This is a genomic window from Novosphingobium sp. AAP1 (assembly GCF_001295765.1).
Lineage (GTDB): Bacteria > Pseudomonadota > Alphaproteobacteria > Sphingomonadales > Sphingomonadaceae > Novosphingobium > Novosphingobium capsulatum.
Genome location: NZ_LJHO01000003.1, coordinates 560863 through 573771 on the forward strand (window position 1 = coordinate 560863; position 12909 = coordinate 573771).

10 protein-coding genes and 1 pseudogene are annotated in these 12909 nt (G+C 63.5%); 5 read left to right on the plus strand and 6 right to left on the minus strand.

Translation table 11 applies throughout. The features are described 5' to 3' along the window. The first annotated feature begins 82 nt into the window (after window positions 1–82). Both IP65_RS09590 and IP65_RS09595 read left to right on the plus strand, forming a co-directional pair. Window positions 83–2605, plus strand: coding sequence for a TonB-dependent receptor (locus IP65_RS09590; protein WP_022676250.1), 2523 nt, complete (start codon window positions 83–85; stop codon window positions 2603–2605). Between the two features lie 77 nt (window positions 2606–2682). Next, on the plus strand, window positions 2683–3225 hold the full coding sequence (locus IP65_RS09595) for a nuclear transport factor 2 family protein (RefSeq protein ID WP_022676249.1): 543 nt from the start codon (window positions 2683–2685) through the stop codon (window positions 3223–3225). Between the two features lie 54 nt (window positions 3226–3279). On the opposite strand, the gene IP65_RS09600 is transcribed toward IP65_RS09595, so the two are convergent. The 3 genes from IP65_RS09600 to IP65_RS09610 all read right to left on the minus strand — a co-directional run bounded on the left by IP65_RS09600 (window position 3280) and on the right by IP65_RS09610 (window position 6914). Beyond that, complete coding sequence (locus IP65_RS09600) at window positions 3280–4203, minus strand: hypothetical protein (protein WP_231627632.1); 924 nt, start codon at window positions 4201–4203, stop codon at window positions 3280–3282. Window positions 4204–4310: 107 nt separating this feature from the next. Continuing rightward, window positions 4311–5915, minus strand: a complete 1605-nt coding sequence (locus IP65_RS09605) for a carboxylesterase/lipase family protein (protein ID WP_054131526.1) — start codon at window positions 5913–5915, stop codon at window positions 4311–4313. Window positions 5916–5978: 63 nt separating this feature from the next. After that, complete coding sequence (locus IP65_RS09610) at window positions 5979–6914, minus strand: hypothetical protein (protein WP_022676246.1); 936 nt, start codon at window positions 6912–6914, stop codon at window positions 5979–5981. 278 nt (window positions 6915–7192) lie between these two features. Here IP65_RS09610 and IP65_RS09615 point away from each other — a divergent pair, with 278 nt between their 5' ends. The 3 genes and pseudogenes from IP65_RS09615 to IP65_RS21305 all read left to right on the plus strand — a co-directional run. After that, window positions 7193–8047, plus strand: a complete 855-nt coding sequence (locus IP65_RS09615) for an alpha/beta hydrolase (protein ID WP_158441970.1) — start codon at window positions 7193–7195, stop codon at window positions 8045–8047. A gap of 28 nt (window positions 8048–8075) precedes the next feature. Beyond that, entirely contained in the window at window positions 8076–9164 is a 1089-nt protein-coding gene (locus IP65_RS09620) for an alpha/beta hydrolase (RefSeq protein ID WP_022676244.1), read from the plus strand. A 104-nt stretch (window positions 9165–9268) separates the two neighbouring features. Continuing rightward, a pseudogene (locus IP65_RS21305) lies at window positions 9269–9385 on the plus strand (IS3 family transposase); the annotation flags it as partial. 437 nt (window positions 9386–9822) lie between these two features. Here the strand turns inward: IP65_RS21305 and IP65_RS09630 are convergent. The 3 genes from IP65_RS09630 to IP65_RS09640 are packed head-to-tail and all read right to left on the minus strand — an operon-like array spanning window position 9823 to window position 12907. Then, window positions 9823–10866 carry an aromatic ring-hydroxylating dioxygenase subunit alpha gene (locus IP65_RS09630; RefSeq protein ID WP_022676243.1) on the minus strand — a complete coding sequence of 348 codons (1044 nt, stop codon included), beginning with the start codon at window positions 10864–10866 and terminating at the stop codon, window positions 9823–9825. Window positions 10867–10883: 17 nt separating this feature from the next. Continuing rightward, window positions 10884–11837: a PDR/VanB family oxidoreductase gene (locus tag IP65_RS09635; protein ID WP_022676242.1), complete on the minus strand. Its 954-nt coding sequence runs from the start codon at window positions 11835–11837 to the stop codon at window positions 10884–10886. After that, entirely contained in the window at window positions 11834–12907 is a 1074-nt protein-coding gene (locus IP65_RS09640; RefSeq protein WP_022676241.1) for an aromatic ring-hydroxylating dioxygenase subunit alpha, read from the minus strand. The genes IP65_RS09635 and IP65_RS09640 overlap by 4 nt, the downstream gene beginning before the upstream one ends. Window positions 12908–12909: the final 2 nt, after the last annotated feature.

The window sequence follows — 12909 nt, forward strand, 5'->3', positions numbered from 1 at the left end:
TTGTGTCCAAAGATTCAATCGATTGCACGTTTAACGGCAAACAAGGCGGCCAGAACCCGCCATTATTAGGAGGGGAGTTATCATGACCGATAGAATTAACGCTTCGACGTGGCGCAAGACCTGGCTGCTGAAGTCTGCGGCGCTTACCACATTTGCCACTGTGCTTGCTTTCCCGGGCAGCACTTGGGCCCAAACCGCGCAGAGCCCGGCTGAAGAACCGCAAGGCGCTGCGCAAAACACCGCCACCACCGAAGGGGCGATCGGCGAAATCGTCGTTACCGCGCAGTTCCGCGCGCAAAACGTCCAACGCACGCCGCTGGCGATCACGGCCCTTTCGGCCGAGACGATGTCGGCACAGGGCCTGACGAACGTGAGCGACATTGCGGCGCAGGCGCCCAACGTTGTCTTGCAGCCGGCGCAAGCGGGTGCTGGCCCGTCGGTACAATCGTTTATCCGCGGCGTAGGCCAGGTCGATTCCAACCCGGCGGTGTCGCCCGGCGTGGGCACCTATATCGACGACGTCTATTACGGTTCGATCGCCGGGGCGAACTTCGATCTTGTTGACCTTGACCGCGTCGAGGTGTTGCGCGGGCCTCAGGGGACGCTGGCGGGGCAGAACTCCATCGGTGGTTCGGTCAAACTCTATTCCAAGAAGCCGACCGGTGATGGCAGCGGCTATGTTGCGCTGTCCTATGGCCGGTTCAACAATGTGCGGGTCAATGCTGCGGCGGATATCCCGCTGGTCCGCGATCGTCTGTTCATGCGCATCACCGGGGTTTCCGATAGCAAGGATGGCTATGTCACGCGCTATGACTTTGCCTGCACCCATCCCGGCACGGCGGTCCCCTCGTTCGGATCTTCGGGCGATTGCAAGCTGGGCACGCTGGGCGGCAAGTCGGTAACGGCGGGCCGCGTACAGTTGCGTTGGGTTCCCAGCGACACGCTCGAGGTCAATCTGGCCGGCGACTACATCAACGACAATTCGGAAGGCACGCCGCAAACGCTGCTCTATGCGCAGAACCAGGGGCAAACGCCCAAAACGAGCATCAACGGCGTAAGCCTTGGCACCGCCAGCGGCGCATCACAGTTCATCAGCTATTCGCCCTATGGTGCCTATGCCACCGATCCGTACAGCAAGAGCGCCTATGTAAGCTATGCGACGTATTGCGATCCGTCGCCCAGCGACAAGACCGCGGCCTATTGCGTCCAGCCGCGTTCGGCCACGCATGGCGGTGGTGGTTCGCTCACCATCGACTACAAGATCGGCGATCATGTCTCGCTCAAGTCGATCACGGCCTATCGTCGTCAGCGCATGGACTATGTCGATGACAGCGACACCACCCCGATCGGCGGCGCATTGCTGACCAATGCCTTGACCTATCGCGAATTTACCCAGGAACTCCGTCTCAATGCCGGCTTGTTCGACAACCGCATCAACCTGACGCTGGGCGGGTTCTACATGAACGAGAAGACCAAGCTGGATTCGCGCATCGATATCCCACCCTTCGATTTCCTGGGGCGTGATCGCGTGCCCGCCACCACGTATGCTGCGTTCGGCAACATCGACTGGAAAGCGACCGACAAGCTGCAGCTGATCGGTGGCCTGCGCTATTCCAAGCAGGAAAAGACCTTCAACTTCGGGCGCCTTGGCGTGCCGGGGTCGGTCGCTGGCTTCCATCCCGATGGCCCGCCCTATTTCCCGTGCCCGCAGGCAGGCGGAACCGTGGTCAACGTGGCAGTCTGCCCGGTTAACGGTTTGTCGGGCACGTTCAAGGGAGACAACGTCGATTATCGCGTGGCCGCACAGTATCAGTGGACGCCGACGTTCATGACTTATGCTTCGGTCGCAACCGGCTTCAAGGGTGGCGGGGTCAATCCCCGGCCGTACAACCTCTATCAGGTTATCCCGTTCGATCCCGAACGGCTGACCTCGTATGAAATTGGCTTCAAGAGCGACCTGTTCGATCGCCGCCTGCGCGTCAACGCCAGCCTGTTCTACGGCAACTATACCAACCTGCAGCTGCCGGTCAGTTCTTGCCCGGCCAATCCGGCCTATCCGAACGTTCCGTTGGCCAGCTATGCCCAGCCATGCAGCGCCCTGCTCAACGCCGGCAAGGCCCGGACCCAGGGTGGTGAACTCGAAGTGACCGCCCGTCCGATCGACAAGCTCACGCTGCAAGGGACCCTCGGCTATCTCGACATCGGGTTCAAGTCGCTGCAGGCTGCGGCCATCAGCGCGGGGACGACACTCAATTCGCAGTTCCCGCTGGCATCGAAATGGAAGGCTAGCGCAAGCGCCCAATATCGGATCGACACGGAATCTGCCGGAGCGATCACGCCGCGCCTCGACATGACGTACCAGTCGAGTTTCTATACCTCGATCCCCAACACCACCTTCAACAAGGTGCCGGGCTACACCCTGCTCAACGCCTCGCTCGCGTGGGAAGCGCCCGACGGCAAGTGGATGGTGATCGGTAACCTGATGAACCTTACCAACAAGCTGTACTACTATGCGCTGCTCGATGCGCGTGCCGTCAATGGCCTGGTGACCGGCTTCCCGGCCGCACCGCGCCAATGGCGCATCACGGTCAAGCGCTCGTTCTGATCGATCGGATCGGGAGCTTCTCCATCTGGTAGAAGCTCCCGATCTCCTTTCCTGCATCTTCCTGTTTGGATACTCCGATGGCCCTGTCTTCCCTGCTCTTCCTGGCTGCGGCCGCCAGCGCGCCTGCCGCAGTGCCGCCTAGTGTTACGGTAACCCCGCCCGCCGCACCTGTGGTGGTCCTCGCGGCCAAGGATCAGCGGGCTCTGCTCGCCAGTGCCGATCGCAAGCTGGCGGCGAACAAACGCCTGGTGTTTGATATGTATCGGATCGTGCTGCAGGCCGGAGACACCGACCGTGCGCATGAATTCATCGCCACGGACTACATCCAGCATAATCCGAATGCCGCGCAGGGGCTTGCCGGGCTCATCGCCTATGTCAAGGCGACCCGGCCAGTACGGCCGGTGCTCGATCATCTCGAAATCCCGATGATACATATCATAGCAGAGGGCGATTATGTGATGATCGCATTCGCACGGCCAGAAACCGACGCGGCCGGGCAGCGCTATGTCACCACTTGGTTCGATCTGTTCCGCATTGCGCATGGCCGGATCGCCGAACACTGGGACCCGATGCTCCGCAGCGATCGCAAGATCGATCCCAACAAGCAGAAGCTGCCCTGAGCAGCGTATGCGGCATCAGGCGGAGCCAACCGCCCGATGCCGCCCACTTGGCGCTTAAAAGCCCTTGCGCTGCACAGCCCACGCCGGATCGACGCAGAGGCGGCACATCGGGCCCGTGAACGTTCGCCCAGCCGCTGCATTGCCATCGAGCTGCCAATCCAGCCAGTCGAGTGCCACCTGCGCAACGCGCCCGCCATATGGCTCGTCCATGCTGCCGCGATGGCCGAGCTGGATATTGACCATAGCCACCGGCACACGGCTGATCCGGCGGAAATCATCCATCCCGTTATCGTAGGCAATGTCGCCCGGGCCGCCCATGATGTAGAGGACCGGGGTATGCAGGCGCTCCAGCGCTTGCTTGGGTGTCGTCAGCCCGGGAATGAACGGCGTCCCATCAGGAAAAATGCCGCTGTTGTGGATGATGACGGCATGGACGCGCGGATCGGACGCGGCATCCAGCGCTTGTACGCCGCCACAACTGTGCCCGGAAACTGCAACGCGGCGCGGATCGATCTTGCCATAGAAATCACTTCCCGGCCGGGCGTTTTCGGCAAGAATCCAATCGAGGCCCTTGAGGATATCCGCCGGCATCGTCGCCACCGGGCGCAACGCGTGATCAGGCATGATCCCGCGAAGCGCAGCGGGTGCGTCTGGCCCGGTCAACGCGGTGCCGGGCGCAATGGCGACATAACCATGCGAGGCAATTTCAAGCAGGTGGAGCCGCGCGCTGGCCGCATCGGCCGAGCATCCGCTGTTGCCCCACAGCAGGACGCCCAGCTTGCCACCACCCTTCGGGAGCGAGGCCGGGCGATAGATGAGGTGGTTGGGGAGGGTGGCGCGGTTTTCTACGATTGCGGGCATCGGGCCAGTACCCGGCAGGTCTGGCAACGCGAAATAGCCCGCATAGCGCGCCAGTTCGATCGGCGAGGGACCGCCGGCTGGCGCTGGCGGCGTCTGGGCACTGCTGGAGAGCGGCATGGCAGCCACGGCGCCGGCAATCAGTGCACGGGACCAACACCGGGTTCGCTTTGTTTCGGTCATCGCTGTTGTCCTGCCTGATTGCCTTGCTGGCTTTGATGCGCTGGTCATGGGCGGATCCAGGGCCCGGGGGGCCTTGGCTCGAAGCGATCGAGTTGCTGCGAACCGAACGGCAGCATGGTTTCGCGATCGGCACGATACGGATCGGACAAGACACGGATGGTCTTGCCGATCACCATCGTCGATCGCGTCGCAACGTCAAAACGCGGCCATGACGGCAGTCGCGGCCCATGGGGCACGCCCGTGTGGGCAAAACCTGCCCAAGTGCCTGACATCGTGTCGACCAGCCGCAGCGCCTCTGCCGATGGCGTGACATAGCGCCAGGCCGGCAGCGTGCCGAAGATGAACGGAACTTCGGCCACATGCGGGGTCACGTCATGAAATGCGCCGACGGTCATGGGATAGTCGAACGCGTAGAGGTAGGCGGGCGCTCCGCCTTGCGCTGCCTTGTGCTCGGCAAGCAGAATCGCATCGAGCAGATAGCTGCGATCGGTGGTCAGCCGCGCGAACAAGCGGCCATTGTCGAGCGCGGGATAGCGCGCTCGATAGGCTTGAATAACCGCCTCGGCATGGCTGGACGGCAGAAATGGTTCCAGCTGCCGCCGCAACTCCGCTTCGCCAAGCGTGGCATAGGCAGGGTCGGCGCCAAGGAACAGCGCTGTTTCATCGCGCGCCGTTCCGACGATGAGTGGCACATGGGCACTGGGGGCCAAGCCGCCAGGATCGACGGGCTGCCGGGGCAGGATCACGCCATCCACATTGGGCCGGAACTGCCCCATGGCGTTGCGCACGGTGATGCCCGCTGCGGTGACCGTCGCCACGGGAATATCGGCAAGTTTGCTCACTTCACCGGCATTCAGCCCAAGCGTGTGCAATAGGCGATCGGCCCGCTCGAACGAAAGGTCGGCATCATCCATGCGCAGCGCTGGCCCGCTTTCCGACGCACAGCGATGGAACAGGCCCGCCGCGCCCGGCACTGCCAGCATCACGCTGGCCTTGCGCCCTCCGCCCGATTGGCCGAAAATCATCACGCGGTCAGGATCGCCACCGAATGCCTCGGCATTGTGTCGCACCCATTGCAGGGCGAGGACGATGTCGAGCAGCCCGGCATTCCCCGAAGCGGCGTATTTCTCGCCCCCGGCGTGGGCGAGATTGAGATAGCCAAAGACATTCAGGCGATGGTTGATAGTCACGACGACAACGTCCTGCGTGCGGGCGAGGAACGCCCCATCGGTGAGCGGATCGAAGCCCATGCCGGCTTCCCATCCGCCGCCGTGCAGCCATACCATGACCGGCTTGCGCCCCTTGAGCGCGCCGGTCCACACGTTGAGCGACAGGCAGTCTTCCGAAGCCTCTGGGGTTGAGCCGTCATGGCCCTTTTGTGGGCAACGCGGGCCGATCTCAATGGCCGGGCGGATGCCGCTCCACGGTCGACGCAGGCGGGCAGGGAGGAAGCGGGCCGCTCCTCCGGTTGGCTCGCCATAGGGAACGCCGAGGAAACGGTGCACCCCGTCAGCCAGCACGCCCGCAACCCGGCCAGCGGTCGTCCGCGCCACCGATGTTGCCGCCGCACCATGCGCAGGGCGATCAAACGCCATGAGCGCGGCACAGCCAAGCGTCGCGCCCATCGCGCTGCGGCGGTCAAACAGCATGGCGTATTTCCTTTCGCTTCGCCGGCTTGCCAGCTGGCGTATCGGCCGGGTCGCGCCCGATCATCATTTCAGGTTCTTGCGGGCGATATGCCAGCGGGTGTCGCGGCACAGCCCGCAATCCGGCCCCGAAAACAGCGATGCAGCGGCGCGATCACCCCTGAGCCGCCATTGCAGCCAGTTGACCACCACGCTGCCAAACGTGCCGCCACCCGGCTCAAAGTAGGTTCCGCCATGGCCGACCCCGTCCGGATAGGCCCAGACCGCTGGAATGGAGGTGATGCGCTCGAAATCGTCACGGCTGTTTTCGTGCGCGCCATCTGACGCGTCACCGCCGATATAGAGCACCGAGCCGTGGAGCTTGGCCAGGCTCGCCTTGGTCACCGGAGCGCCGGGCAAGCCACCCGTGCCCTTGTTCCAGACCCCACTGTTCATGACCAGCGTGGTCTTGATCCGTGGATCGGCGGCGGCTGCGATAGCCTGGAGTCCTCCGCACGAGTGACCCATCACGGCCACGGCAGCGGTATTCACCTTGGCGAACAGCGCGCTTTTGCGATCGCGGTTCTGCGCTGTCGCCCAATCGAGCGCGTCGGTCAGCTGGGTATAGTTCGACAGGGCCGGGGCGGTCATGCTCACTGGCGGCGGGGGCATGCCCTCTTCCGAGCCACCCTCGATCGTGGCGGGCCCAATCCCACCGATCGAGATCACCAGATACCCGTGCGAGGCGATCTCGGTCAGAAACGTCCGGTAGCGGTTGCCATAGGCCATGCATCCGCCGTTGGCCCACAGCACGACCGGCAGCTTCGATTGAGTGGCGAGATGGGCCGGCGCGAATACCGTGTAGCCGGGAAACGATGCCGCCTGCTCCATCACGGCTGGAAAGCGGCCGCTACCGGCCGGCGCGCGCGCATCCACCCGCGCCAGGTCGGGCTGGGGCGGCGCTGCCGCCATGGACAGCACGGCGCAGATCGCCGCTATGCCAGTTGAATATTTCTGCATCATCAGGGATCCTCTCGTGGCCTCGTCAGCCTTGCCGAAACCATAGCGAGAATCTTGCTGCAATCAATTGCATTTTCTACCATTTGATATAAATGGACTGGGAATAAGCGAGAGAGGATGCAGCGATGGACGGAGGCAACCGGCGGGCAGCAGGGTGGACGCGCCGCGCAATACTGCCTGCGCTTGGCCTAGCCGCGGGGGCCTGCGCAACCGGCCCGGCGCTGGGGCAGGTACTGCCCAGAGGATTGCAACTGCCACCGCTCCCGGCGTCATGGAACAGCGTGGAACGCGTGCCGCTGTGGCCAGGGGCAGTGCCGGGCACGGGGTTCCAGGCGCAGCCTTTGCCCGCTGGCTTTCCCGACATCCTGATCCGCAATGTCGCGCGCCCCGAAATCCGGGTCTTTCCGCCACCAGCAGGCGTGCCATCCAACGGCCTTAGCCTGCTTCTCCTTCCCGGCGGGGCCTACAGCTGGGTGTCGATCCTCAACGAGGGCATCGAGGTTGCCGCGCGGTTCGGCGCGATGGGCTATACCACGTTTGTGCTGGTCTATCGCTTGCCGGGCGAGGGGTGGGAGCAGCGCGCAGACGTTTCGCTCGCCGATGCGCGCCGCGCCGTCCAGGTCATCCGCCTTGACGCGGCGCGCCGCCAACTCAGGCCTGACGGCATCATGGCAGTGGGATTTTCGGCCGGTGGGCATCTCGCGGCTTCACTCGCTAGCGGCTATGGCAATCGGGTTTTTCCAGCGGTGGACGCGCTGGATGATTCCGATGCACGGCCTGCTGCCGTGGCGGCGATCTATCCGGTCATCAGTCTTTCCCCAGACCTCGGCCACCATGATTCGACCGCCAATCTGCTCGGCGCCAATCCGACGGCGGAGCAGATCGCGCGCCACTCCCCAGCCTTGCACGTGACGGCCGATACGCCGCCGATGTTCCTGGCGCATGCCCTGGATGACCCTGCGGTCAAACCGGAAAACACGCTGGTGATGATGCGTGCAATGACGGCAGCGCAGCGGCCTGTCGAGGTTCATATGTTCGAAAAGGGCGGCCACGCCTTTGGCGCGGGTCGGGCCAATCAACCCAATAAAGCCTGGCCGGATCTGTTCCATGCCTGGGCGCAGACGCAGCTTTCCTGAAAACCCGTTACACGATTGGAAATCGATCATGGCACTCGAGATCACGCGCCGGAGTCTTGCGCAATGGGCCGGCAGTTTGGCCGTCAGTCAGTTGGTGCCTCCCATCGCCCGCGCGGCGGCCGGATCCGCAACTGGCGGCGCGCTCACCCCGGGCGATGCGCTGCGCTATGTAAATCCAGCCTTGCGCCCGTCGGCTGAAATGGTTGCCCGCATGAGTGCCGAACACGGCACGCCCGACGACAGCACCCTGGCTGAACTGCGCCGTCCGCACCCTGAATTCATGCCCAAGCGACTGCCCGATGTTGCGGTGGAAGAGCGCCTGATCCCCGTTCCAGGTGGCGCGCCAGCGGTAAAGGTGTTTGTCATCAACGCCCGCGCCGGCAGCAAGCGACCCGCCATCGTGCACATGCATGGCGGCGGGTATATCGTCGGCACAGCCGCCTTCGAGGTGGGCAAGCACCAAGCAGTGGCCAAGGAACTCGATTGTGTCATTGTTACGGTGGATTATCGCCTTGCCCCCGAAACCCGTTTCACCGGTTCGGTCGAGGACAACTACGCGGCGCTGAAATGGGTGCATGACAATGCAGCCGCGCTCGGTGTCGATCCTAACCGCATCGCCATCATGGGTGAAAGTGCCGGCGGCGGCCATGCCGCGCGTCTGGCGATCACCGCGCGCGATCGCGGGGAGGTGCCCGTACTGTTGCAGGTGCTGATCTATCCAATGCTGGACGATCGCACCGGCAGCACTGTTATTCCGCCGTTCCCGCTCGGTTCGATTGGCTGGGATGCGCCCAGCAATCGCTATGGCTGGTCCTCGTTCTTGGGCATGCGGCCAGGCGGTGCAAACGTGCCGGCGGCAGGCGTTCCTGCTCGTGTCAAGGACCTGGGCGGACTGGCGCCGGCGTTCATTGGCGTTGGTGGCATCGACTTGTTCGTGTCTGAAGACGTTGCCTATGCGCGTCGGCTGATCGAGGCGAAGGTGCCATGCGAATTGCTGGTGATCCCTGGTGCCTATCACGGCTTTGATGTTGTCGCTGCCGATACGGCACCGGCACGCCAGTTCACCAAGGCCAAATTCGATGCCCTTCGCCGCGCGTTCGGCAATTCGGATGTTTAACTTGACGGGGGGTAGCGCTGTTCTCGCCGCATCAAATAGTGAGGTGGTGCCGGAAATCTGGACAGGGTGTTGAGCTACTCCGGACCTGATGGATTGGTATGGGAATGAAGACGACAAGGAAGCGCTACAGCGCCGATTTCAAGGTAAAGGAGGCGGTCCGTGGCGACCTGACGCTGGCAGAGCTGGCAGCCAAGCGCGGCGTGCATCATACGATGATTGCCGCCTGAAAGCGGCAGGCACATTTTCCGGGGGTGGCGATGTAGCCAGGGCTGCCAGCGACACCGAGCGTCCGCACTCGTGACTTGCCGGGAGAACCCCGGTGGACCTGTCGGCGGATCAGGCAATCAGGCGGCATAATGAAACCGGGATTAGCTTAACTCAGCTGTCAAACTGTCCAAGAAGGCGGCACCACCTCAGCTTCCTGTACCAAGCGCTGCGCGCATCGCCACCCCGTATAACGCACAAGGTGCCGGCCAAGTGGCGCAATCGCGCTGCTCTGCATGCTGGCCGGTTATCTTGTGCCGCGAGCACGTGCACCAGATGAAAAGGCGGGCAGCCTGGCGCAAACCACGCTGCCCGCAGGACGTCAGGTTATCGCGCCGGCGCCCTGTTCGGCTTGAGGCTCCGGTGCGGCGTCCCCCAGGGTGTTCGCGTGGCGCTAGGCCTCGGCGCGTTCGGCGCGGATCATGCGATCGAGCATCTTGCGCACTTTCACCGGCGCGACGTCGTTGGACATCAGCACGGGGTTGAGCGAGAAGAACTCGGCATCGCCCATTTCCTGCTGCACTGCTTTAACCAGCGGGCCATCCTCGTCTTCAAAGGCGGCATGCATGCCGGCGATCTTGGCGGCGTTGTAATCTGCATCCTCCACCACGTGATTGCGCCGCGTGGCGAAGAAGTAGTGGGTGGAGAAGGCATCGGCGGGCGTGCAGCTGTGCAGGTCGTATTGGTCGAGCGCGTCGTCGAAGCGGTCACTGTCCTGCACCGCGGCAACGGTAAGCTGAATGTTGGCCGGCGCGCTCCAGGTGATGTCGAAAAACTGCCTGGCCTCGTCTTCGGGACGCGGCAGGAACGGGGCGAAGATCATCATCGCCGGCTGCTGCGACCATTCCCAGCGCGCGCTCACGTTCTTTTCGGTTTCGCGCAGTTGCGGCACGATCGGCGATAGCTTGCCGCGCGTGGTGATGATCTCGCCATGGACGTGGTCGATGTGGCTAAGGTCCATGACATTGTCGATGATCAGCTCGTAATTCACCGGCAGATGCATGTAGGTGTAGGCCACGGCATTTTCGTGCCCGATGTCGAGCGGGGAATAATCGGGCAGCAGGGTGAGATCGGGTTCGGATGCGTCCATCCAGATCCACAGGAAGCCGTGGCGTTCGACCAGGGCAAAGGTATCGACCTGCGCTGCCTTGGGAATATGGCCAGTGCCATGGGGATTGTGGGTGCATTGCCCCTGCGCGTTGAAGCGCAGCGCGTGGTAGGGGCAGGCCACCTCGTCGCCATGGCGCGTACCCATGCTGAGCGGGGCAAAGCGGTGCGGGCAGCGATCGTGCAGCGCCACTGCGGTGCCATCGGCCTGGCGATAGATCAGCACCGATTTGCCCAGCAGCTTGCGATGGAACAGTTGCGCGCCGTCCACCTCGGTGGACAGGGCGGCGATGTACCAGGCCTTCATGAGGAAATGATCACGGGTTTTCATGGCAAGACCTCTCCAATCTAGATTTCGATGACAAGGCGCGGCGTGCGCGCGCGCGAACAGCAGGGCGTGAAGCAGTCGTTGGCAGCCTGTTCGGCCGCGGACAGGTACATGTCGCGATGGTCAGGTACCCCAGCGAGCACAGTGGTGAGGCAGGTGCCGCAGATGCCCTGTTCGCAGGACAGCGGCACTTCGATCCCTGCCTCGGCCAGCGCGGTTGCCGCGCTTTGGCCAGAAGCAACGGGCACGATTTGCCCGGTTCCGGCGATCTCTATCTCGAAGGCATCGCCCGGATCCTGCCCTTCCGGCGCGGAGAAATGCTCCACGTGCAGGCGTGCTTCGGGCCAACCGGCCGCCCGCGCCGCGCCGATCACAAAATCCATGAAGCCGGCCGGGCCGCAGGCATAAAGGTGGGCCTGCGGATCAGCCTCTGCCAGCACGCGCGCCATGTCCAGCCGCGTCTGCGGCACATCGTCGAAATGGTAATGCACGTGGTGGGGCGCGTGCGAGTGCGCGATGCGTTCGCGAAACGCGATGCGCGCGTGCGTTCTGGCGCAATAATGCAGGGCATAGGGCGTGCCGCTGCGCGCCAGATGATCGGCCATGGCGATGATCGGGGTGATCCCGATGCCGCCGGCAAACAGCAGCGCGGGCTCTCCTGGCACCAGGGCAAAGAGATTGCGCGGCGCGCTGATGTCCAGCATGTCGCCCACGTTTACCTGCTCGTGCACATGGCGCGATCCGCCACGCCCGGCGGTCTCGAGCAGGATGCCCAGTTCATAGACCGTTGTGTCGCCCACCTGGCCGCACAGCGAATATTGGCGGATCATGCCATTGGGCATTTTCAGGTCGATGTGCGCGCCCGGTTCGTATGGCGGCAGGCTGGCGCCGGGCAGCGGCGCGAGGACGAGGCCGACAATCCCCTCGGCTTCCTCGCGCCGCTCGGCGACCCGAACGGAAATCCATCCGTTCATGCAACGGTCTCCGCCACGTGGTCCGATGCTTCCTGCTCCAGCAGCTTGTCGAGCACCCACAGCATGCGGCCGGGGCCGGCATCGTGGACGATGTCGATTTGCGGGGCGTCGGGATATTGCAGTTGCCGCTCGCGCTGACCTTCCAGAATGCGCTTGTCTTCGAGAAAGGCATCGAGGTTGGTGGCATGCATCAGTTCGACGATGCCGGGAAACCAGGTGGCCTTGCTGGTGCCCCACGAGAAGTAATAGTCGATCGATCCATCGTCGCGCGGCGTGACCGCCTGGCTGGTAAACGTATCGAGCAGCAAGTCTCCGTTGCTCTCTCCCGACGTGGCATCGCCGGCAGACTTGATGCGGAAGCTCATGATGAAATTGCACGGCACGGTAAGCGTGACATGCACATCGATATCGAACCGTGCCGCCGGATCGAACAGGTGCTTGGCAAAGTTGGGCGCCGGTACGCCGCGCACGGTGTAGCGCGTCTCGATCCCGCGCGGCAGGTTCTTGTGGCGGGGGCGGATCAGGCTCCAGTCGTCAGACCCGCCAAAGGTTTCGCCATGCACCCAGGATACGTGGCTGAGATCGGCCAGGTTGGCGATTTCCTGCCGGTAATTGGTCTCGATGCGGATCGCGTTGGTTTTGAGCACCCAGTCGGGATCGGTCGGCCCCACCGCCTCGCAGATCAGCGCGGGGTCGGCCTTGGCGGGATCACCCAGCCAGACCCAAATCCAGCCGTCCTTTTCCACCGCCGCGAGCGTCGGCACATCAGCGCCAGGCGGGATCTTGTCCATGCCGGGCACCTGGCGGCAGCGGCCATCGGGGCCGAACAGCATGCCGTGGTACATGCAGCGCACGGCATCGCCTTCCTTGCGGCCAAGCGAGAGGGGGGCGGAACGGTGTGGACAGCGATCCTCCATCGCCACCAGCGCACCTTGCGGCGTGCGATAGAGCAGGATCGAGCGGCCCGCGATCTTGCGCACGACTAGATCGCGGCTGCCGAGCCCGACATCGGTGCCCCAGCCGGCGCAATACCAGCAGTTTTGCAGGAATGTTTCAGTCTTGGTTGGCATGG

Coding starts and splice junctions, on each gene's coding strand:
- IP65_RS09605 (WP_054131526.1), bottom strand. CDS start 5,915: ATGCTGTTTGACCGCCGCAGCGCGATGGGCGCGACGCTTGGCTGTGCC.
- IP65_RS09590 (WP_022676250.1), top strand. CDS start 83: ATGACCGATAGAATTAACGCTTCGACGTGGCGCAAGACCTGGCTGCTG.
- IP65_RS09595 (WP_022676249.1), top strand. CDS start 2,683: ATGGCCCTGTCTTCCCTGCTCTTCCTGGCTGCGGCCGCCAGCGCGCCT.
- IP65_RS09600 (WP_231627632.1), bottom strand. CDS start 4,203: ATGCCGCTCTCCAGCAGTGCCCAGACGCCGCCAGCGCCAGCCGGCGGT.
- IP65_RS09620 (WP_022676244.1), top strand. CDS start 8,076: ATGGCACTCGAGATCACGCGCCGGAGTCTTGCGCAATGGGCCGGCAGT.
- IP65_RS09630 (WP_022676243.1), bottom strand. CDS start 10,866: ATGAAAACCCGTGATCATTTCCTCATGAAGGCCTGGTACATCGCCGCC.
- IP65_RS09610 (WP_022676246.1), bottom strand. CDS start 6,914: ATGATGCAGAAATATTCAACTGGCATAGCGGCGATCTGCGCCGTGCTG.
- IP65_RS09640 (WP_022676241.1), bottom strand. CDS start 12,907: ATGCCAACCAAGACTGAAACATTCCTGCAAAACTGCTGGTATTGCGCC.
- IP65_RS09635 (WP_022676242.1), bottom strand. CDS start 11,837: ATGAACGGATGGATTTCCGTTCGGGTCGCCGAGCGGCGCGAGGAAGCC.